Source organism: Thermococcus sp. GR6 (genome assembly GCF_012027415.1).
Lineage (GTDB): Archaea > Methanobacteriota_B > Thermococci > Thermococcales > Thermococcaceae > Thermococcus > Thermococcus onnurineus.
The window spans coordinates 1-369 of the sequence record NZ_SNUM01000005.1 but is presented as its reverse complement, the minus strand read 5'-3'; the positions used below and the strand labels follow the sequence as shown (position 1 = coordinate 369).

The 369-nt window shown below is 37.1% G+C and carries 1 pseudogene; it reads left to right on the top strand.

Annotation, left to right across the window (positions count from 1 at the left end):
• Window positions 1-276: pseudogene (locus E3E32_RS10025) on the top strand (hypothetical protein); the annotation flags it as partial.
• Window positions 277-369 lie beyond the last annotated feature (93 nt).

The window sequence follows — 369 nt, the reverse complement described above, 5'->3', positions numbered from 1 at the left end:
CCAGAGCTGATTATTGAGAAGTATTTCTTCACTGAAGATCCTGCACTTGGGATAGAAGTTCTGCTAAAGGAACTACAGTACCAGATAAACAATGACGAAAGTGGGAGTGAAGTTACTAGGCTTTTAAGGAAAACCTTAAAGCTCTTCCCACAAGCTCCCTCTGCAGAAATGAGATTTCAAATAATCGAGATATTTAATGAATTCAAACGAGTATTTTCAGAATATAAGCTGACAGAAGAGTTGGAGAAAGAGATCAAGAAAATCTTAAACTTCTAATTACATCACTTGCTCTTATCTGTGCCCATAACCTTCCACTCATCTCCAGTTTAACATTCTTAACCCTAAAAGAGAGAGCTCTCAAAAGTGTCT